The 21,251-nt window shown below is 63.3% G+C and carries 9 protein-coding genes and 1 pseudogene; 7 read left to right on the forward strand and 3 right to left on the reverse strand.

Annotated elements, in window-relative coordinates:
- Positions 1-26: 26 nt before the first annotated feature.
- The 3 genes and pseudogenes from CGK93_RS07375 to CGK93_RS07385 all read right to left on the reverse strand — a co-directional run bounded on the left by CGK93_RS07375 (position 27) and on the right by CGK93_RS07385 (position 3,612).
- Complete coding sequence (locus tag CGK93_RS07375) at positions 27-1,709, reverse strand: DUF885 domain-containing protein (RefSeq protein ID WP_089594262.1); 1,683 nt, start codon at positions 1,707-1,709, stop codon at positions 27-29.
- A 66-nt stretch (positions 1,710-1,775) separates the two neighbouring features.
- Complete coding sequence (locus CGK93_RS07380; RefSeq protein ID WP_089594263.1) at positions 1,776-2,033, reverse strand: acyl-CoA carboxylase subunit epsilon; 258 nt, start codon at positions 2,031-2,033, stop codon at positions 1,776-1,778.
- Positions 2,030-3,612, reverse strand: a pseudogene (locus CGK93_RS07385) (acyl-CoA carboxylase subunit beta). The gene CGK93_RS07380 and the pseudogene CGK93_RS07385 overlap by 4 nt, the downstream one beginning before the upstream one ends.
- Positions 3,613-3,824: 212 nt before the next feature.
- On the opposite strand from CGK93_RS07385, the gene CGK93_RS07390 reads away from it, so the two are divergent.
- The 7 genes from CGK93_RS07390 to CGK93_RS07420 all read left to right on the forward strand — a co-directional run bounded on the left by CGK93_RS07390 (position 3,825) and on the right by CGK93_RS07420 (position 21,216).
- The gene (locus tag CGK93_RS07390; RefSeq protein WP_089594264.1) at positions 3,825-4,703 is read left to right on the forward strand and encodes an SDR family oxidoreductase; all 879 of its coding nucleotides are present in this window, start codon (positions 3,825-3,827) and stop codon (positions 4,701-4,703) included.
- 68 nt (positions 4,704-4,771) lie between these two features.
- The gene (locus CGK93_RS07395; protein ID WP_089594265.1) at positions 4,772-5,695 is read left to right on the forward strand and encodes a biotin--[acetyl-CoA-carboxylase] ligase; all 924 of its coding nucleotides are present in this window, start codon (positions 4,772-4,774) and stop codon (positions 5,693-5,695) included.
- Positions 5,688-6,281 carry a PH domain-containing protein gene (locus tag CGK93_RS07400; RefSeq protein WP_089594266.1) on the forward strand — a complete coding sequence of 198 codons (594 nt, stop codon included), beginning with the start codon at positions 5,688-5,690 and terminating at the stop codon, positions 6,279-6,281. The genes CGK93_RS07395 and CGK93_RS07400 overlap by 8 nt, the downstream gene beginning before the upstream one ends.
- Positions 6,271-7,449 (forward strand): adenylate/guanylate cyclase domain-containing protein, encoded by a 1,179-nt coding sequence (locus CGK93_RS07405; RefSeq protein ID WP_089594267.1) that lies wholly within the window; start codon positions 6,271-6,273, stop codon positions 7,447-7,449. Before CGK93_RS07400 ends, CGK93_RS07405 begins: the two co-directional genes overlap by 11 nt.
- Positions 7,450-7,715: 266 nt before the next feature.
- A complete protein-coding gene (locus CGK93_RS07410) occupies positions 7,716-13,832 on the forward strand; it encodes an Ig-like domain-containing protein (protein WP_089594268.1) in 6,117 nt (2,038 codons plus the stop codon).
- Positions 13,833-13,989: 157 nt separating this feature from the next.
- The gene (locus tag CGK93_RS07415; protein WP_089594269.1) at positions 13,990-20,190 is read left to right on the forward strand and encodes an Ig-like domain-containing protein; all 6,201 of its coding nucleotides are present in this window, start codon (positions 13,990-13,992) and stop codon (positions 20,188-20,190) included.
- 54 nt (positions 20,191-20,244) lie between these two features.
- A complete protein-coding gene (locus CGK93_RS07420) occupies positions 20,245-21,216 on the forward strand; it encodes an AAA family ATPase (RefSeq protein ID WP_089594270.1) in 972 nt (323 codons plus the stop codon).
- The last annotated feature ends 35 nt before the right edge of the window (positions 21,217-21,251 follow it).

The following is a 21,251-nucleotide window of genomic DNA, read 5'->3' on the forward strand; positions in this document are numbered from 1 at the left end:
CTCTGGCCGGAGGCACTCGAGCCGAGTCAGCCCAGCAACGCCCGGCGCAGCACGTCCAAACCGACCGAGCCGACGTTGAGCGCCTTGCTGTGGAAGGACTTGAGATCGAAGCCTTCACGGGACTCCAGCTCGGCACGGATCTGCTCCCACAGACGCTGCCCCACCTTGTAGGACGGAGCTTGTCCCGGCCAGCCCAGGTAGCGGGTGAATTCGAACTGAAGCTGGCCTTCACTGATGTCGAGGTTGGCTTTGAGGAAGTCGAAGCCCTTCTCCGGCGTCCAGGTGCCGGTACCCCAACGTTCGGGGACGGGCAGTTCCAGGTGCACACCGATGTCGAACACTACGCGGGCTGCCCGCATCCGTTGGCCATCCAGCATGCCCATGTGGTCGCCCGGGTCCTTGAGGTATCCGAGTTCCAGCATGAGTTGCTCGGCGTAGAGCGCCCAGCCTTCGCCGTGCCCGGAGACCCAGCAGACGTTGCGACGCCAGTTATTGAGAAGTTCGCGCCGGTACGTAGCGGTGGCAACCTGGAGGTGGTGGCCGGGCACCCCTTCATGGAAAACGGTGGTGGTTTCGGACCACGTGGTGAAAGTGTCCTCGCCTGCTGGAACTGACCACCACATACGTCCGGGCCGGGAGAAGTCGTCGGAAGGGCCGGTGTAGTAGATGCCGCCCTCGTCGGTGGGGGCGATCATGCACTCGAGGGTTTTCATGACGTCCGGGATGTCGAAGTGGACATCGGCCAGCTCGGAGACAGCGCGGTCGGAGAGTTCCTGCATCCAGGCTTTCAAGGCGTCGGTGCCCTTGATCTGGCGGGCAGGGTCGCTATTGAGGATGGCCTTGGCTTCTTCAATGGAGGCGCCGGGCTTGATCTGCGCCGCGACCTTCTCCTGCTCGCCGATGAGCCGCTCAAGTTCCTGGACGCCCCAAGCGTAGGTCTCTTCCAGATCTACTTCGGCGCCAACGAATGAACGCGAGGCCAGCGCGTAGCGTTCGCGCCCGACTGCGTCCTTCTCCGGCGCCAGGGGCAGGAGTTCGTCCCGAAGGAATCCACCCAAGGCGCTGTACGCAGAACGCGCGGCCGCAGTCCCGGCGTCGAGCCTTGACTGAACCTCGGCGGGCAGCGGCGAGCCATCAATAGCAGCGTTGGTGGCCATTTTGGCGAAGAAGCCGTCCTCTGAGGCGTAGCGGCCCGTCTGCTCGATCACGATTCGGACCTGGCGGGCAGCAGCTACTTTTCCGTCGGCAGCAGCCGAGCGAAGGGAAGCGATGTACCCCTCAACAGCCCCGGGAACATTAGCTGCACGGCCAGCAATGTGCTCCCACTGTTCCACCGTGTCCGTGGGCATGAGGTCGAAAATCGCACGAATGTCCTGGGCGGGGGAGGCGATGTTGTTCAGGTCGGCGAGGTCCCAGCCCGACTCGTGGATCTCCAGTTCCAGGCCGAGCCGCTCGCGCATGGCGTCCAGGGTGACGGCATCCACATCATCGGACGGCTCAAGGCCTGCCAAGGCATCCAAGGCCAACTTTGTGGCTTCCGCATGAGCCTCGGCACCGGCAGGGGAGTAGTCCTGGTATTCGGTTTCGTGTCCGGGCAAGCCCAGTGTGGTGGCGAAGCCGGGATTGAGTTCGATCAACTTTTCTGTGTACGCGTCAGCGACGGCATCGATGGCGGACTTCGGGCGTACAGGAGTGTTTGCAGTAGTCACCCACAGAGCCTAGCCGCGACACCGCTTACGTGAAAGGGTTGTTGAATTTTTCTACGTGAGCGAAAACTAGCCGCGGCTTCGCTTCCACGCGCCAGGACCGGGGGTGGGGTCCAGCCGCAACTGCTGACGACGCACCCAATGCCGGACGTTCGGCTTCGATGCGGCAGCTTCCTGCGTTGTCCCGAGTGAAACCACGACGGCGGCAATCGCCGCGAGCTCTTCGGCCGTCGGTTCGCCCTTGACCACCGAAAACAGCGGCGCAGCGGCTGCTTCAGCGGGTACCTGATCAGGCGCGGAATCAGCCCGGTGCTTCGGCGTGCTCACAGCGGGATGTTTCCGTGCTTCTTGGTGGGCAGGCTCGCGCGCTTGTCGCGGAGGGCCCGGAGGCCGCGGATGATCTGGAGGCGCGTGTCGGACGGAGCGATGACTGCGTCCACGTAGCCCAGTTGGGCCGCCTGGTAGGGGTTGAGGAGTTCTTCCTCGTAGCCCTGGATGATCTCGGCCCGCTTGGCCTCGACATCACCGCCGGCTTCGGCAACAGCAGCAAGATCGCGACGGTACAGGATATTCACGGCACCCTGGGCGCCCATGACGCCGATCTGGGCGGTGGGCCAGGCGAGGTTCAGGTCTGCGCCGAGCTTCTTGGAGCCCATCACGATGTACGCGCCACCGTAGGCCTTGCGGGTGATCACGGTGAGCTTGGGGACCGTTGCTTCGGCGTAGGCGTACAGGAGCTTCGCGCCACGGCGGATGATGCCTTGGAACTCCTGGTCCTTGCCGGGCAGGAAGCCGGGGACGTCCACCAGAGTGATGATGGGGATGTTGAACGCATCGCAGTGGCGGACAAAGCGGGCAGCCTTTTCCGAGGCGGAGATGTCCAGGGTTCCGGCAAACTGCATGGGCTGGTTGGCCACGATGCCCACGGTGTGTCCCTCAACGCGGCCGTAGCCGATCATCACGTTGGGGCGTACAAGGACTGCATTTCAAGGAAGTGCGCGTCGTCCACGATCTGCTCAATGACCTTGCGCATGTCGTACGGCTGGTTGGCGGAATCGGGAATCAGCGCGTCCAGTGCGAGGTCGTCGTCGTTGAGTTCCAGTTCCTGGTCGTGCTCCACGACGGGGGCTTCGGACAGGTTGTTGGAGGGGAGGAAGTCCAGGAGTTCGCGGACGAATTCGATCGCGTCTGCTTCGTCCGAGGCAAGGTAGGTGGAGGTTCCGGTGGTGGCATTGTGCTGGCGGGCGCCACCGAGGGTTTCCATGTCCACGTCTTCGCCGGTGACAGTTTTGATGACGTCCGGGCCGGTGATGAACATGTGCGAGGTCTTGTCCACCATGACCACATAGTCGGTCAGGGCGGGGGAGTAGGCTGCGCCGCCGGCGCACGGGCCCATGATGAGGGAGATCTGCGGGACCACGCCGGAAGCGTGGACGTTGTTGCGGAAGATGTCAGCGAACATGGCCAGGGAAGCTACGCCTTCCTGGATACGCGCGCCGCCGCCGTCGTTGATTCCGACAACCGGGCAACCGTTGCCGAGGGCGAATTCCTGGACTTTGACGATCTTCTCGCCGTTGACCTGGCTCAGGGAGCCGCCGTAGACGCTGAAGTCCTGGCTGTAGATCGCGATGAGGCGGCCATCAACGGTGCCGTATCCGGAGACCACGCCGTCGCCGAGGGGCTTCTTCTTCTCCATGCCGAAGGCAGTGGAGCGGTGGACTGCCAAGGCGTCGAACTCGACGAACGAGCCCGGATCAACCAAGAGGTCAATGCGTTCGCGGGCCGTGTTCTTGCCCCGTGCGTGCTGCTTCTCAATCGCTTCCGGGCCGGAAGGTTGCTCTGCACGGGCCTGGCGGTCGCGGAAGTCGGCAATCTTTCCCGCTGTCGTTGTCAGATCGTGGCTCATCAAGTGTCTCCGGCTCTGTAGCTGATTTTCGCTGGCGCAGTTCGGTGTTGGTCCCGAAGCTTAAGTAGCTTCCGTACAAAGAACAGGCCCCGCAGGCCAGTCTAGTGACGCCTTTGCCGCGAACCGCTGTAGAAACCCTACAATTTTCCGCGTCCAAGCCAAAGCCATCGCTATGTTACCCGCTAGTAACATAGTTGCGTTAGAGTGTCCCCATGACTTCAAGCAACGACGCTTCCCGCGCACTTGCGCCGGCGCAAACTCCCTACGTGGCCACCGGTTCGCTCAAGGGCCGGACCATCCTCATGTCCGGCGGCAGCCGGGGCATCGGCTTGGCCATAGCCACCCGCGCAGCCCGCGACGGCGCCAACATTGTGCTCATGGCCAAGACCGGTGATCCCCATCCCAAACTCGAGGGAACGGTCTTTACAGCCGCTGAACAACTGGTCGCCGCAGGCGGCCAGGCGCTGCCCCTGGTCGGGGACGTCCGCAATGATGACGACGTCGCCGCAGCAGTAGCCGCCGCCGTCGAGCGTTTCGGAGGGATCGACGTCGTGGTTAACAACGCCTCGGCGATCGACCTGTCCCGCACCGATGCCGTGGACATGAAGCGCTACGACCTCATGCAGGACATCAACGTCCGTGGAACGTTCCTGCTCTCCAAGCTGGCGCTGCCGGCGCTCAGGGAATCCAGCCACGCCCACATCCTTACCCTGTCTCCGCCGCTGAACCTGGACCCCAAGTGGGCCGGCATGCATCTGGCCTACACCATGGCCAAGTATGGGATGAGCCTCACCACCCTGGGGCTGGCCGAAGAACTCAAGAACGACGACGTATCGGTCAACTCGCTTTGGCCATGCACGCTCATCGACACTGCCGCGATCCGGAACATGCCCGGCGGGCAGCAAATCGTCCAGGCCGCACGCGGTCCAGAAATCATGGCCGACGCCGCGCATGCCGTCCTGACGGGTGCGGGGGCAACGGGCAAGTTCTTCACCGATGAAGAGGTCCTGCGCGCGGCTGGTGTGTCGGACTTTTCGCCGTACAGCCTGGGCGCGCCCGAAGACCGCCTGGTTCCGGACATTTTTCTCTAGGCGGATTCCCAGCCGCTTTTCTGGACCGTGGGCCATACCGGACCGCCGCAACTGGATAGGATTCAGCTATGGATGCCGAACAGCCAGACAGCAGCGAACCCCACGTCCCAGCCGCCGGTCCCGAGCGGCCGGCCCTGGACCGTGAATCGTTGCTGCAGCCGGACTTCTTGTCGGCCACTGGCATTTCGCAGTTGACCGTCGTCCAGTCCACTGGGTCCACCAACCAGGACTTGGTACGGGCGGTCACTGTTGAGCCCAAAAAGTGGGCTGACCTTTCCGTTCTGACCGCCGAACACCAGACGGCGGCGCGTGGACGGCTGGACCGGCACTGGGAATCGCCTGAGCGTTCAGCGGTGTCGGTGTCCATGGTGCTCCGTCCTGTTACGGCAGAGGGCATGCCGGTCCCAACGCAGAGTTATTCGTGGCTGTCCCTTCTTGCTGCGGTCGCCCTGCGCGAGGCTTTGCAGGAAACAGCCGGGGTAACAGCCGATATCAAGTGGCCCAACGACGTCCTGGTCAACGGCCGCAAGATCGCAGGCATCCTCGCGCAGATGACGGCCTTGGGCGATGGCTCGGTTCCCGCCGTCATCCTCGGCGTGGGCCTCAACGTCACGCTGGCCGAGGAAGAGCTGCCGGTCACGACAGCGACGTCACTGGCCTTGGAAGGGGCCACGACGACGGACCGCACCGCGCTGCTGAAGAGCTACCTTTCGCGCTTCGCCCGGCTCTACCGCAGTTTCTGCAATTCCGAGGGGGACCCGGCCGCAGGATTGGCGGGAGGACCTTCCCTGCACAAGCGGGTTGAGTCCGCCATGGTCACTTTGGGCCGCGAAGTGCGGGCGCACCTGCCTGGCGATCACGAACTGGTAGGACATGCCTCGCGGTTGGACGAGCACGGCTCGTTGCTGGTGGTGGACCATGGGGGCAGGGAACACGTGGTGACAGCTGGTGATGTGGTGCACCTGCGTGCCACAGAAAGCGGTTATGCGTAAAGAGTTGCTTCCGGGGGAGCAGGTCATCACCATCACGCGCCAACAGGCCCGATCCCTCTTCTTCCCGGTGCTGGCATTCCTCATTGCTCCGGCCCTGACGGGTTATGCCTGCGCTTGGATTGTCAAAGGAAATGCCCAGCGAGTGGCGCCGTTCATTACAGTGGAATGGACACCATGGCTGGTTGGCCTGTGTTTGGTACTCGCAGCATGGTTGTTGCTGGCTTACAGCCTGCGCCGCGTCATGCGCTGGAACTCCGTCCGCTACATCCTGACGAGCAGACGGATACTTGCCAAATACGGAATGTTTCGACGCCGGGATTGGCAGATATCGCTCATGGCGGTCCGCAACGTGGGAGTCCATCAGAGCATGCTCCAACGGACATTGCACTCCGGGAATATATCCTTGGATACCGGGTACTCCGGAACGGCCATCCTGGCGGATGTTCCGGACGTCGCGAAGTTCCGGGGATTCATTCTTGACGCGATGGACGAACTCCCGCAAGGTGAGGTTTTTGAGGGCCAAGTATTGACGGACTATGACCAGTTGCCATGGGAGCTGAGAGAAGGTGGAAGAGATGAGCGTTGAGGATCAGCAGTCCGGCGAGGACTTGGACCAGGAGTTCGACGCCGTCCCCGAACCTTCCGTGGATGAGGACACCGACGCGGGGCCTGCTCCGGTTGCGGTGCAAAGCGGTCCGCCCACGGGCGTCATGTCTGCCGAGCGCCTGGCCATCAAAGCACTGGAATCAAAGCTGCTGGGTGGCGAACGTAAGCTTCGTCGTCGTGAAGTTGCCGCAGGGGCAGGCGTATCCATTCTGTCCGCCCGCAAAATCTGGCGTGCCCTGGGATTCCCGAACTTCGGCGACGAAGACGTCGCTTTTACGGAACGGGACCAGGCGGCGCTGTCCACCATCCTGGACCTTGTCCGGGCCGGCGTCCTGACCGAGGAAGCGGCCATCTCTGTCACCCGGTCCATCGGGCAGATGACGGACCGCATGGTGGTTTGGCAGATCGAAGCCTTGGTGGAAGACATGGTGTCTGAGCAGGGGATTCCGGATGCTGTGGCCCGTAAGCAACTGGTAGGTCAGTTGCCCGGCCTGGTGGACTCGCTCGAAGAGATCCTGGTCTACTCCTATCGCCGTCAACTCAACGCAGGTGTGCAACGCTTGGCGGTTCGCGCCGAAGCCGGGCTGCAGGCCAGTGAAGAAGGCCGCGAGGGCGACGAAGACGATTCGCCGTTGCCCTTGGCACGGGCCGTGGGTTTCGCCGACCTCGTCTCCTACACCAGCCTTTCGCGTCGGATGAACGAAAAGACGCTCGCCCAGTTGGTGCAGCGCTTTGAGAACAAGTGTGCCGAAATCATCTCCGTGGGCGGCGGCCGACTTGTCAAAACCGTGGGCGACGAAGTTCTGTACATCGCTGAAACCCCTGCGGCCGGGGCCGAGATTTCCCTGGCGTTGGCGCAGGCCTTCACCGAGGACGAAATTCTGCCGCAGTGCCGCGTATCCATGGTCTGGGGCCGCATCCTGTCCAGACTGGGCGATATCTACGGTCCCACCGTGAACCTCGCCGCACGGCTCACCACGCTGGCGCAGCCCGGGACGGTGCTCGTAGACGCCATGACGGCCGCTGCCCTTGGACAGGACGACCGCTTCGTCCTGGTTCCCCAGAAATCGGAGAACGTCCGTGGCTTCGGCGAAATCCATCCCGTGATGCTGGCCCGTGGCCGCGGCAAGGGACTGGTGCTGGACTAGGGCCCTGCTGGCAGCCCGCCTTCCGATGCGCACGCTCTCTCACTTCCCTTGGACTTGAGCCGAACGCTCGCTCACTTTCTTCAGGAAAGTGAGCGAGCGTTCGGCTTTAAGGGCTGTTAGGTGAGAGAGCGTGGTGAATGCGATTCACGTCACGACTTAGCTAATCGATGGAGTAACCCGGTAGGCTTTGCGTTGATTGTGTCGTGTTTCGCCGTGGGGGTCGGCGCCGGCTGCTTTGTGCTGCCTGAACTGTGGGGGAATGTGGGATGGCTCTGTCTGATGGGTCCGGAAAACGTCGTGCCAATAACCGCCGGCGTAAGGTCATCGCAGCCACTGCCTTCACTGCGGCAGCGGCCGTCCTGGTAACAGGTGCCATCCTCTATCCGGGGTTCAAGACCACCGAGGTGGAACTGAACGACGGCGGCGTCTGGGTGGTCAGTAAGACCAAGAATGCGGCCGGTCGCCTGAATTACCCCTCCAAATCGCTGGATGGGGCAGTGACTCCGGCCAGCACCAACTTCGATATCCTTCAGCAGGCCGGCGACATCTTCATCGATGACGCAGATGGCGGGACCATCAACCCTGTCAGCGCCGCCAACATGCGCCTGGGCGGCGACCAAAAACTTCCAGGCTCCGCAGAGGTCAGCTTCGGCAACAAAGTACTGGCTGTCACTGACCCGTCCCAGGGCAAGGTCTGGGCTGTTTCTCCCACCTCCATTGGCGGTTTCAGCGACGAGTCGGAACCCTTGTTCGAGCAGTCGCCCGGCGTTGTCTCGGTGGTGGGCGTTGACGACACCATCCACACACTGGACCCGAAAACCGGGACACTGACGGCAACAAAGGTGGACGCCGAGGGTAAGTCCGTAGACTCACAGGCCAGGAAGGACGAGGCCTTAAAGGCCGACGGCGAGGTCCAGTTGACAACCGTCGGCGACAAAGCAGTGGTGCTTAACGCAGCCACCGGCGACATCGTGCTGCCCGGGGGCAACAAAGTACACCTGGAGGACGCCAGGGAAGCCAAATTGCAGCAGAGCGGCCCGGCCGCCGATTTTATCGCCATCGCCACCCCGAAGGCACTGCTCCTGCAACCCCTGGACGGCGGGACCGCCAAGACGGTCCAAGCGGACGGCCAGGGCATTCCGGCTGCCCCAGTCCATCTAGGGTCCTGCACGTACGCAGCGTGGTCCGGTGCCAACAAATACGTCCGGGAATGCACCAACGAGGCAGATAACAAGCGGTCCGACGTTCCCAAGGCGAGTGCGTCGCCGTCGTACGTTTTCCGGGTCAACCGTGATCTTGTGGTGCTGAACGACGTCAACTCAGGCAACGTCTGGATGGTCAACCAGAACATGCAGTTGGTCAACAACTGGGACGACGTCATCCCGCCCCAGCAGACCTCGGACGACGCCGACAAGGACTCCGCGGACGAAGTCCAGCAGACAGTCCTTCCGGACCGCAGCAAACCCAACACCGTGCCGGTGGCTAAACCCGATGCCTTCGGAGTCAGGGCCGGAAAGACCACTGTCCTGCCCGTGCTGGACAACGACGCCGATGCCGACGGCGACGTCCTCACGGTCAGCACCAGCGAGCCACTGAAGTCCGGCGCCTTGTCCGCCGTCTACGGTGGCACCGGCTTCCAGATCGCAGTCCCCGCCGGAACCACGGGCTCCGAAACGTTCAAGTACTCGGTGGACGACGGCCGTGGCGGTACAGGCGGCGCGGACGTCGACCTGCGGGTTGTGCCCGCGGAGGAAAACAACGCCCCCCAGCCCAAACCCAACCGGAACAATGCCTTGGTGGTCCAGTCCGGGAAGATCGCCAGCCAGTTTGTCCTCACCGATTGGCTGGACCCCGACGGCGATGACATCTTTGCCGTCGCCGTCTCCAGCAGCGATCCAGCGGACCAGGTCCGGATCAGGCCGGACGGCTTGCTCACCTTCCAGGACGCAGGGGCTGGCCCGGGCCGTAAAACCCTGACCGTCAGTGTCTCGGACGGGTCCCTGACGACCCAAGGGCAGATCAGCGTTGACGTCCGTGCTCCCGGTGCGCTGCCGCCCATCGCGAATGCGGATCACGTGGTTGCGGTGGGGGGCCAGGACACGGTGATCGCGCCGCTCAAGAATGACACCGACCCCCAGGGCGGGACGCTAAGACTTGCGCAGGCACAGCCGGACGCGCAGTCGACCGCCGTGGTGGGTCCGGACCAGCAGACGTTTACTTTCAACTCGACGTCGGTAGGTCCCCACTATGTGACGTACATGGTGACCAACGGACCGGCGAGTGCCCAGCAACTGGTGCGGGTGGACGTCGTGTCCGGAAACAGCGACGGCGCACCGGTGGCGGTCCGCGATATTGCCCTCCTGCCCAGTGGCGGCAGCACCGTGGTTGACGTGTTGGGCAACGACTCAGACCCCAGTGGGGGCGTCCTGGTGGTCCAGTCGGTCACGGCGGCCGACGGGCTCCCGGTATCGGTCGCGGTCCTTGACCACTCGGTCATCAAGATCACCGACGTCCGGGCCCAGGGGCAGCTCTCGTTGAAATACACCATCTCCAACGGCAAAGCGTCGGCCACAGGGGACATTTCCGTCCAGGTTGTGCCGGCGCCGACCAAACTTCAGGCGCCGCAGGCCAAGCCGGACGAGGTATCCGTGCGTGCCGGCGACATAGTGACCATCCCGGTCCTGGACAACGACACGGACCCCAACGGCGGAGAGCTCACACTGGACCCCGTCCTGGCACAGCAGCCCGACGAGGCCGCGGGCAGGATCTTTGTTGCGGGGAACACCCTCCGGTATATCGCTGGCGAGGAACCCACCACCGTTTATGCCATCTACAAGGTCAGCAATGCCTCCGGCCAAACTGACTCGCAGCAAGTCACCATCCGCATCCGCGCCCGCGATGACGCCACCAACACCAGGCCCGAGCCACGGAATCTGACAGCCCGCGTGGTTGCGGGGATGACGGTAAGAATCCCTGTTCCCCTGGACGGTATCGATGCCGATGGCGACTCGGTGCAGCTGATGGGCATCGATAAGGCTCCCGAACTGGGGACAGCCATCCTGCGGGATGGGTACCTCGAGTTCACCGCCGGAGGCACGTCTGCAGGCACTGACACGTTCAGCTACCGCGTACGGGACCGTATCGGTGCGGAGAACACCGGCACGGTGATCGTGGGCATTGCGCCTGCGGAAGCCGATAACCAGAAGCCCATTGCGGTGGACGACGTCATTGATGTCCGGCCCGGCCGACGGGTGGCGGTGAACGCACTGAAAAACGACTCGGACCCCGACGGCGACCCCATCGCTTTGGTGTCGGCGTTCGAGGCCAAACCGGAACTGCAGGTGGAGGCTGCCGCAGGAAAGGTGGTCCTCACGGCGCCGGGTGCGGCCGGCACGGACAGCATCAGCTACCGGATTCAGGACGATAAGAAGGCTGAAGCGGCCGCAGTCATCCGTGTCCAGACAAGCCCGACCGCGCCGCTCCATGCCCCCGTGGCAGTGGACGACCGGATCACGCTGGCCGAGACCCTGGGTAAAACTGCGGTTGACGTTCCGGTGGTGAAAAACGATTCCGATCCCGACGGCGTGGCGGAGGACCTCACCATTTCCCTGCCGGACGGGAACCCGAATGCGCGCGTCGGAACTGCCGGCAGCGTGGTGGTGACGCTGCTGCCCCAGGACCAGTTGATTCCCTACACCGTCACCGACATCGATGGGCAGTCAGCTACCGCGGTCATGTGGATTCCGGGCCAGGGCCTCCAGTACCCCACGCTTTCCACCACTGAGATCGTGGAGGTCACCGCGGGGGAGGAAGTTACTCTGGCCCTTCAGGATCACGTCAAGGTCCGGGACGGCCGTCAACCCCGCATTACGGTGGCGGACAAGATCCGTGTCCTGGGCGGTGACTCCACCAACGTTATTGCTGGTGATGGTACTGCGTTGAGGTATGCGGCCCAGCCTGAGTACGTGGGGCCCGGGTCCATCACCTTCGAAGTGACTGACGGTAGTGGTCCGGACGATGCCGAGGGCTTGAAGTCCACTCTGACCATCCAGACCAAGGTGCTCCCGAACCCCAACGCCAATCACGCCCCCACCTTCAGCGGAGCTGCGATTGAAGCGCCAAAGGGGGAGACTACCGAACTGGACCTGGCCAACCTTGCCGCAGATGTTGATGAGCAGGACCAAGGCAAGCTCACGTTCAGCGTGGACGGTGACCTGCCCGGCGGATTCGACGCGCGGGTGGAGGGTACGGTCCTGAAAATCACCCCCGGGGGTTCAATCAACCCCGGCGCCCGTGGGACCGTGCCGCTCAAGGTGACCGATGGCCGCTCGGAGCCTGCGAAGGCAGCCGTCACCGTTTCCGTAGTCTCATCGAACCGACCCAAACCGGCAGCGAACGATGATGTCCTCGACAAGGCCAACGCCGGCAAGTCCGAAACCATCAATGTGCTGGGCAACGACTTCAACCCCTTCAGCGAACCCTTGACGGTGCTTTCGGCCGTGGTGGAGACCGGATCCGCATCAGGCGAGCCTGCCATAGGAGGCGATTCCATCACGGTGACGCCCGCCGACGGCTTCAAGGGGGTCCTGGTGGTCAGGTACACCATCAAGGACAAGACCGATGATCCCAGCCGGCAAGCCGTGGGCCGTGTCCGCATCACGGTGCGGGACAAGCCCGATGCTCCTTCGGCGCCGGTTGCCACGGACGTCCGCAGCAAAACGGCCGTCCTCAAGTGGGCGCCGCCGTCGGACAATGGCGCAGCCATTACCAAGTACACGGTGACAGCGGCCGGGTTCCAGCAGGAGTGCCCCACGACGACATGTACGTTGACTGGACTGACCAACAACGTCAAGTACGTCTTCACCGTGGTTGCCACCAATGAGGTAGGCGAATCCCAGCCCTCCGTGCCCTCCAATGAGATCACTCCGGATGAGAAGCCATCGCCCCCGGACGTCCCCACGGTCAAGGCCGGCGACAAGGACCTGGCGATCACCTGGACCCCTGCCAAAACCGAGGGTTCACCGGTGAAGCACTACAACCTGGAGATCTCTCCGCCGCCCGCCAACGGCATTGCCGTCAAGAACGATGTCAGCGGCCTCAGCTACACCTGGCCGGGCCTGACCAACGGTGTGAAGTACAAGGTCCGTGCACAGGCTGTCAATGACCTCGGCCCCTCAGACTGGGGGCTGTATTCTGCCGAGGACCACCCTGCCGGTATCCCTGCAACACCGGCGCCGCCGAGTACCACTGTGGTGTCTGCAGTTGGTGCGCAAAACCAGCTCCGCGTGGACTGGGCTGAGCCGGGCATCAATGGTGACCCCATCAAGAGCTATTACGTCACCATGAGCGGCGGCAGCGGAACCACCCAGACTCAGACCATTCCGGGGAACGTCCGAACAGCCACCTTCAAGGTTTCCACTAACGAATCGGCGTACACATTTACTGTCCAGGCCGAGAACAAGGCAGGCAAGAGCCTGGTCAGCGCCGCGTCACCGCCGCGCAGGGCCACTGGAAAACTGGGTACCGTTCAAAACGTCAGCGCGACGCCGGCCAACACCGGTGCCGCCGGTGGTCAGCTCACCATCAACTTCACCGCGCTCGGCGATACCCAACGCAACGGTTCCAAGGCCAACGAAGTCAGCTACACCTACTCCGCAGGCGGACGCTCCGGCGCTATCCAGCCCGGGCAGACCATTGGAGGCTTCGCCAACGGCCAGGCCACCAACGTGACAGTGACGGCACATTCAACCGTGGCGCCCAGTTCCGATGCCAGCAAAGCTGCCAATGCCACGCCCTTTGGTGCGCCGGGGACGCCGTCGGCGTCGGGATCCAATGGTGCCGTGAACCAAAAATCGGTGACCTTCAATTGGTCGTCACCGTCGGCATCCACCAATGACGTCAAGACGACGAAGATCCGCATCGACAACGGCGGCTGGGAGACTGTGGGCGCCTCTGGCAGCCGGACCATCAACACTGCCGGATGGGAAGAGACGCACAGCATCGCCGTGCAGACCTTCAACTCCCTGGGAACCGGCGGTCCTGTGGCAAGTGCCAGCGCCCAGTCCGGACGCGAAGGTCAATGGACAACCACCATGAACCCGGGAGCGGTTGTGCGGTCGTGCAGCTATGCCCTGGGCAGCGCGAGTTACAGGGAATCGGACAGAACCTGCGACGGGAAGGGTGGCAACCAGCCACCTTGGTTCTACTCGGCTGATCAAGGCCCGCTGGTTGTGCGTTGTTACATTGACCAGTCGGATCATGTCGTTGGCATGTTCCGCTGGTGGAGGATCGAATCAGGCTCCTACCGCAACGTGGGGCGCTACATCATCGCAGGTCACACTAACCTTCCAGACCCCGCAGGCATCGGAGCGCCCCCGTGCTGACCGTTACAAAGGTTGGGCACGGGGCACTTCTCCCCATCGCGCGCCCAGTGCTTAAGGCCGTAGTCTGTCAAAGCCAATGGATAGCCCGGTCTCGGGTGTCCTCGATTGGCCGTGGGGTGCGTGGGATAGTCTTAGGGACTGAAAATTCCGCCGCCGTATGGGGGTACTGCGGAATGCACGGCTGCCGGCATGTGTCGGTTGGCCCGGAAGTCGCTGGGGGGCGGCTGAACATCAAAGGAATTTTGGGGCTGTGAGAAATTTCTTCGGCAAGCTGGGGCTGACAAGGCGTCAAAACAAGAAGTTCATAGCGGGAACTGCTGCCACCGCGGCGGGCGCGTTGTTGATCACCGGGGCTGTACTTTACCCGGGCTTCAAGACCACTGAGGTGGACTTGAACGACGGCGGCGTGTGGGTTGTGAGCAAAACCAAGAACGCCGTGGGGCGGTTGAACTACCCGTCGCGCGTTCTTGATGGGGCCGTGACTCCGGCAACCACTACTTTCGACGTTCTGCAGCACGACGGCAATGTTTTTGTCGACGACGAATCCGGTTCCACCATCAACCAGGTCTCTGCCGCGAACCTGAAGCTCGGCGGCGACAAGCAACTGCCGTCGTCGTCCCAAGTCAGTTATGGGTCCACCGTCCTTTCGGTGACCGATCCCGCCCGTGGCAAGGTGTGGGCGCTGTCCCCCTCCACGGTCAACGGCTTCGATGAAGAAGGTACCGAGCCTGTCCTGACTGGGGACCAAGGCATGGTCTCCGCAGTAGGCGCCGATAACCGCATCTACACAGCGGATCCGGGCAAGGGCGAGATCACCGTTACCACTGTGGACGCCAATGGCGAGCGGACAGACTCCCAGGTCTCCAAGGTGGATGATCTCAAAGGGGCCGGCGACCTTCAGATCGCCGTCGTCGGGGACAAGCCTGTAGTCCTCGATGCCGGCTCCGGAAACCTGTTCCTCCCAGGCGGCCGCAAACTCCAGCTGCAGGACGCCCGTGAAGCCAAGCTGCAGCAAAGTGGCGAGGACAGCAGCTTTGTTGCCATCGCCACCCGCAAAGCCCTCCTGAAGCAGCCCTTGGACGGATCCACCGCTGCAACACTCAATGCCGACGGCGAAGGCGTCCCCGCAGCACCCGTGCAGGTGAGCAAGTGCGTTCACGCTGCCTGGTCCGGGGCCAACAAGTATGTCCGCGACTGCGAGAACGATGCCGATGACAAGAAGAATGACGTCCCCAAGGCCAGTGCCTCGCCCAGTTATGTCTTCCGCGTCAACCGCGACCTCGTAGTCCTCAACGACGTGAACTCGGGAAGCGTGTGGCTGGTCAACCAGAACATGCAGCTCGTCAACAACTGGGACGATGTTGTCCCGCCCAAGAACCAGTCCGATGACCAGGACCAGGAGTCCGCGGACAACAACACCATCAACGTCCTCCCGGACCGCACCAAGCCCAACCGTGCGCCTGAAACCAAACCGGACGAGTTCGGTGTCCGGCCGGGCCGGACCTCCATCCTCAGCATCCTGGACAGTGACTCAGACCCCGACGGCGATGTCCTCACCGCTGCGGTAGGTGCCAACGGGCCCAAATCCGGGGCGCTGGAGAACATCTACGGTGGCTCAGCGTTCCAGATCAAGGTCCCCGCTGACGCCAAGCCGGGAACGGAAACCTTCGACTACAACGCCTCGGACGGACGCGGTTTGTCCGCCGGTGGACAGGTCACGCTGCGCGTCGTGGCTCCGGAGGAAAACAAGCCTCCCTTCTTCAAACGCGGCGAGCCCACCACCATGCTGGTGGAGCAGGGCAAGTCCGTCAGCCAGAACATCCTGACCGACTGGATGGATCCCGACGGCGACGACCTCGTCCTCCTGGACGCCAAGACGGACAACGACCAGGACCAGGTCAAGGTCCGTCGCGACGGCCTGCTCACGTACCAGGACTCTGGTGCAGCACCGGGCAAGAAAAACGTCACCATCACGGTGTGGGACGGCCGTGCCACCACGACGGGCCGGATCGTTGTCAACGTTCAGCCCCCGGGCGCCTTGGCGCCGGTGGTCAACGCCGACCACGTCACGGCCGTGGTTGGCCAGGACCTGGTCATTGCGCCCCTCAAGAACGACGTCGATCCCAATGGCGGTGCCCTGCGGGTAGCGCACGTCGAGGCTGCCGGACCGGCAGAGCTGGGTCCAGTGACCGACGGCGGTACGTTCACCTTCCGGAGCACCACACCGGGCCCGATCTACTTGACGTACATCGCCAGCAACGGGCCCCAAAGCAGCCAAGGCCTCATCCGGGTTGACGTGGAATCCGGCAAGGACGCTGGAGCGCCCGTTGCGGTTCACGACGTCGCACTGCTCCCTGTGGGCGGCAGCGTGCTGGTGGATCCATTGGCCAACGACTCCGATCCTTCCGGCGGCGTGCTGGTCCTCCAGTCCGTCACCGTCCCCGACGGCTCGTCCGCTTCGGTCAGCGTGATCGACCACAGCGTCCTGCGCGTTACCGACGTGCTCGGCGCGAAAGAGCCGTTCGTGTTCAGCTACACCATGTCCAACGGCCGCGGCTCGGCCACAGGCACCGTTGGCGTCGTCCCGGTGCCGGCCCCCGCCGTCGTCGAGGCCCCCCAGCCGAAACCCGACGAAGTCAACGTCCGCGTCAACGACGTCGTGACCATTCCGGTCCTGGACAACGACACACACCCGCAGGGTGAAGAACTGTCCGTCGATCCTGTCTTGGCGCAGAGCATCCCTGAAGAAGACGGCAAAGCGTTCATTTCCGAAAAGACCCTGCGCTTCATCGCAGGCCCCACTCCCAAGACCGTGCGTGCCATCTACAACGCGGTGGACCCGCAGGGACAGAAGAGCGCCGCGGCCGTGACCATCCACATCCTGCCGCTGGAAGGTGCGCAGAACTCCCGTCCGCAGCCGCAGAACCTGACCGCGCGCGTGGTGGCCGGTGGCAGCGTCCGGATCCCGGTGCCGCTGGACGGCATCGACCCCGACGGCGACTCGGTCCAGTTGACCGGCATCGACAGCACGCCCACCATGGGAACCGCGACGGCGGGCAGCAGCTTCATCGATTTCGTCGCCGCTGGTGATGGCGCGGGAACCGACACGTTCCGCTACAAGGTGATTGACCGCCAAGGTGCGGTCAACACCGGAACGGTGACTGTCGGCGTCGCGCCTCGCGGTGAAGACAACCAGAAGCCTGCCCCGGTGGACGACGAAGTGCAGGTCCGTCCTGGGCGTCAGATCGCCGTGGATGCCACCGCCAACGACACCGATCCCGACGGCGACATCATCCGCATCCTGACGGACAGCATCGAAGCCGACGCTGGCCTCGAAGCCCAGGTCAGCAAGACCAGCGGCCGCGTTCTCGTCACTGCTCCGGCCGCCGAGGGTACGGTCAACGTCCGTTACTCCGTGGCTGACGACAGGGACGCCGTGGGCCAGGCCAGCATCAGGGTGAACGTCAAGAACGACATTCCGCTGCAAGCTCCCATCGCCCGCGATGACCGCGTCACGTCAGCCCAGACGCTGGGCAAGACAGCCGTGGACGTTCCGGTCCTCAAGAACGACGAGGATCCGGACGGCGTGGGGGAGAACCTCAAGGTCACCACTGGCTTGGAGACGGCCCGTCCGGGTTCTGAAGGCAACGTGGTGGTGGACCTCACCGAGCAGCCGCAGCTGGTGCCTTACACCGTTGAGGATGTAGACGGCCAGAAATCTACAGCCATCATCTGGGTTCCGGGCATCGGCCAGCAGGTTCCGACGCTCGCCAAGGATGAAGTGGTGGAACTGGTTTCAGGCCAGTCCGTCACTGTGAACCTGGCCGAATGGGTCAAGGTGCGCGAAGGAAAGTCGCCGCGGCTCACCCAGGCGGACCGCATCAAACTCATCGGTGCCGACGGCAGCGACCCCGTAGCGGGCAATGGAACGGCCCTGAAGTACACGGCCGGCGCTGAATACGTTGGTCCCGGCTCCATCAGCTTCGAAGTCACTGACGGAAGCGGTCCCGACGATCCCAACGGCTTGAAGTCGACCCTGAGCATCCGCACCAAGGTGCTGCCGGATCCGAACAAGAACAACCCGCCGGTGCTGCTGGGCAGCGACGTGGACGTACCCAAGGGTGACTCGGCAAGCCTGGACCTGGAGAAGCTCGCGTCCGATCCCGATTCCGACGACGTTCAGAACATGAAGTACGAGTTGGCCGGTGCAGCACCGGGTGGATTCAAGGTGAGCATCGACGGCAAGACCCTGAAGGTCTCCGCCGAAGACTCGGTGCAGATCGGCCAGGGCGGCACGGTCCAGGTGAAAGCCAAGGACCCACGGGGTCTCGAAGCGATCGCGACGTACAAACTGTCATTGACGGCTTCCAACCGACCCAAACCGGTGGCCAACGACGACCTTGAACCGGATGCGGAATCGGGGAAGTCCGTGACGGTCAATGCGTTGGCGAACGACTCCAACCCGTTCCCGGATACGCCGCTGAAGATCATCTCTGCGGTCACTGAGACGGGCGAAGGCACGGCGGAGGTCAGCGGCGGAAACGTGACCGTCACGCCGTCGTCGGGCTTCACCGGGACCATGGTTGTTGCCTACGTAGTGGGCGACAAGACGGGTGAAACTTCCCGTTATGCCACGGCCCGCATCCGACTCACAGTCAAGGACAAGCCGGCCGCGCCCACCACGCCTCTGGCTCAAAGCGTGGGCGACCAGACAGCGTTGCTGACATGGAACGCGCCGGCTGATCGTGGCTCACCGATCACCAAGTACACGGTGTACGGGGAGAACGGCTTTAAGCAGGACTGCCCCGCGAATACGTGTACGTTGACCGGGCTGACCAACAACGTGAAGTACCACTTTGCCGTCACCGCTACCAATGCGATCAATGAATCCGAGCGTTCTCCGGTATCTGCCGAGGTCCGTCCGGATGTCAAGCCTGATACCCCGGTTGCTCCCACACTGAAGTTTGGTGACAAGCAACTGTCCGTTGCCTGGGTTCCCCCGGCGAGCAAGGGCTCGCCCATCAAGTCCTACGACCTTGAGATCTCGCCGGCTCCGGCCGGCCAGAACCCGCAGATTCAAAACCTCACCGGCAACAGCCACGTCTGGAGCGGGCTAACGAACGGCGTGGCCTACAAGGTCCGCGTCCTGGCCCGGAACGACGCCAAGGAACCGTCCGAGTGGAGCCCCTACTCTGCGGCGGAAACTCCCGCTGGTGTGCCGGCGACGCCTGCTGCGCCTTCAGTGTCCGGCGCTGGGTCTGTTGGCGACCAAAGCCAACTCCAGGTCAGCTGGGCTGCGCCGAACAACAACGGCGACGCAGTGTCCGCTTATACGTTGACCACGTACCGGGGCGGGGCCGTCGTGGCCACCCAGTCGGTCGGGGCGACCTCGCAAAACGTCACGGTTGCCAACAGTGAAGCTGACTACACCTTTACTGTCTCGGCAACGAACAAGGCCGGCGTCAGCGGTGTCAGCCAGCAGTCAGCGGCTATCCGCGCGGCAGGAAAGCCAGGCATCGTAGCTGCGCCCACGGCAGCACTGCTGGAAACCAACGCGGCCGGTGGCAAGATCCGCGTGGCCTTCAACCCACTGTCACAGAAGGAACGCAACGGGGCCAACGCCAACGAGATCAGCTACCGGTATGCCCTGACGTCCGGCGCCAGCAGCGGAGCGATCCCCGCCGGCGGTGGCGTTATCGCGGCACCGAACGGCCAGGACACGGCTGTGGTGGTGTGGGCAGTATCCTCACGAAACCCCACACCTGGCGACAGGAGTGCCGCATCAAACACCGTGAACCCCTATGGGCTTGCGGCGGCGCCGACTGTTACCGGCAGCAAGAGCAGCGGCGTCGGCGACAAGACGGTGTCCTGGACATGGAACCAGCCCAGCGGGAACGGCAGGCCGGTCACCGGCTACCAGTACAGCTTTGAAGGCGGCGGCTGGACAGACACAACGCAGAGAAGTTTCTCTACGACCGTGGGCTTCAGCGAAACAAAAACGTTGAGAGTCCGCGCCATCAGCGGTGGCCAGGCCGGCAACATCGGAAGCGACACGTCCCGGAGCGGATCTGCGCCACCGCCGCCGGACCCGCCGGCATCAGAGATACAGGTGGAAGCCAGCACTGTCCGGACCTGCCCGGGTAAGCCCGGGCAAACGGACAGCTACACGCCCGGCAGTCCCGCGAAATGTGGTGTGGGCTGGGTAGAACGCTCCTGGGGCAAGATCACCATCAACTGCACCAAGGACATCTACAACAACGGCACGCCGTGGTACCGGCTCCAGGGTTCCCCGAAGGACGGCTGGTTCGTGAAGTCCACGACAGTGGACCTCTACGGGCCCCGCCCCGGCGGCTGCTAATCCCATGGCAACAACGTCAAACCCCCACCGATACATAAGGAACAGGATCAACCGATGACCATGACAAACGAGCAGGCCGCCTGGTTTGCAGAAACTTTCGAGAAGCTCGTGGCCAATGTGGGCAAGGCGGTGCTCGGCAAGGAGCACGTCATCCGGCTGACCTTCACGGCGATGCTGGCCGAGGGCCATATCCTGTTTGAAGACGCACCGGGCACCGGCAAGACCTCGTTGGCCCGCGCCCTGGCTGCAACAGTCCAGGGTTCGCACAACCGTATCCAGTTCACGCCTGACCTCCTGCCGTCCGACGTGACGGGCGTGACCATCTACGACCAGAAGACCCAGAAGTTCGAATTCCACAAGGGTCCGGTGTTCAACAACATCGTCCTGGCTGATGAAATCAACCGTGCCTCGCCGAAGACCCAGTCTGCGCTGCTGGAAGTCATGGAAGAATCCCGAGTGACCGTGGATGGAACCACCTATGAGGCAGGCCGGCCGTTTATGGTGCTGGCAACCCAGAACCCGATCGAGCAGGCAGGAACGTACCGCCTGCCGGAAGCACAGCTGGACCGATTCCTGATCAAGACGTCCATCGGCTATCCGGACCACGCTTCCACGGTGCGGTTGTTGGGCGGGGCCAACCTGAAGGACCGGTCCAAGGAGCTCACCGCGCTCATCACCACCCAAGCCGTGGCCGATATGGCAGACCTCGCGGCCACCACCCACGTGGACACGGCTGTGCTGGAATACATCTCCCGCCTGTGCGAGGAGACCCGCAACGCCTCCGAGACCCGCCTTGGTGTTTCCGTCCGTGGTGCACTTGCCATGGTTCGTGCCGCCAAGGTGTGGGCCGCGGGCCAGGGCCGCAACTTCGTTCTTCCGGATGACATCAAGGAACTGGCACCCGTGGTGTGGACCCACCGTTTGGTCATGGATCCTGAGGCGGAATTCTCCGGTGCAACGCCTGACGTTGTCCTCACCCGCGTTCTGGCCGACGTCGCCGCCCCGCAGCAACGCGCCACCGCTTAGTCCGCGGCACCGCACGAGCCGGTTCGGCTCATCGC

The sequence above is a fragment of the Arthrobacter sp. YN genome, assembly GCF_002224285.1.
Lineage (GTDB): Bacteria > Actinomycetota > Actinomycetes > Actinomycetales > Micrococcaceae > Arthrobacter.